Raw genomic sequence first — 1,132 nt, 5'->3', positions numbered from 1 at the left:
GGAATCTTCACTTTGCGGCGTTGGTCGGAGCGGCCATGTGTTCGGCCTGTTTGCGCGGTTCACTTGACCGCTGGCCATAATGCCCTCCGCGGATCAGGTCCCGATCAACAGCACGCATTCGAAGATGCCATGGCCCATGTGGGTTGTCCTGATCGCCGGATCGACCGGCGCTGCATTAAGTGCTGTTCGTCCTTCCAACCGTTACGTCACACCGGCGTGTCCGGCTGTGGTCTCGTTTACGCCGTGAGAGCGGCGGGTTCCTTGTAGCGTTCGTTCCTGGCCATCATCGCCCATGCGATCCTGGCGAGTTTGTTGGCGAGCGCGATCGCAGCGACCTTGGTGGGGCGCCGCGCCAACAACGCGGCGAGCCAGGGCCGATGCCCCGTGCCGTGGATCTTGGCATAGCGGATCACGGCGAGTGCGCCGGCCGTGAACAGGCTGCGCAAATAGCGATCGCCTTGCTTGCTGATACTGCCAAGCCTGTCCTTGCCCCCGCTCGAGTTCTGCTTCGGCACGAGCCCAACCCAAGCCGAGAAGTCCCGTCCCGATCGGAAGGCCTTGGCATCGGCAACGCTCGCGACCAGCGCTGTTGCCAGCGCCGGCCCGACGCCGGGGATCGCGTCCAACTGTTTGCTCGTCGCGCTTGATCGATGCCAGGCGATGATGCGTCGGTCGAACTCCAGGATTTGGGCCTTCAGGGCCCGCAACTGACTGCCGAGCGCCGCAAGACACGCGCGGGCCACCTCCGGGAGCCGGTGATCGGCTGGATCGGCGACGACTTCCAGCAGTTGCTCGACACCCCGGCGTCCGACGGGGGCGACAATCCCGAACTCGGCAAGATAGGCGCGGATTGAATTGATGACGGCAGTCTGCTGGCGAATGAAGAGATGACGCGCGCGATGAAGCATCAGACAGCTCTGTTGCTCGACCGTCTTGGTCGGCACAAACCGCATGGTGGGCCGCGTGACCGCCTCGCAAATCGCCTCCGCGTCCGTGGTGTCGTTCTTCTGCCGTTTGAGTAGAGTCGAGGAGAGGCGCGGTGATGCGCTTGTTGCGCGTTCCGTTTCCTCTCCCCGCTCATCAAACCGGACGTGCAGTTTTCCCGCATCCGGCTTTCCGACAGGTTTCGTCA

The 1,132-nt window shown here is 63.4% G+C and carries 1 protein-coding gene; it reads right to left on the bottom strand.

Annotated elements, in window-relative coordinates:
* Positions 1 to 236: 236 nt before the first annotated feature.
* Positions 237 to 1,132, bottom strand: an 896-nt coding sequence (locus AC629_RS44435) for an IS110 family RNA-guided transposase (protein ID WP_084810836.1), incomplete at its 5' end; no start/stop codon positions are given.

This window comes from Bradyrhizobium sp. NAS80.1 (assembly GCF_001908205.1).
Taxonomy (GTDB): domain Bacteria; phylum Pseudomonadota; class Alphaproteobacteria; order Rhizobiales; family Xanthobacteraceae; genus Bradyrhizobium.
The sequence above is the reverse complement of the archived record's forward strand: the minus strand, read 5'-3'. Positions and strand labels throughout refer to the sequence as shown.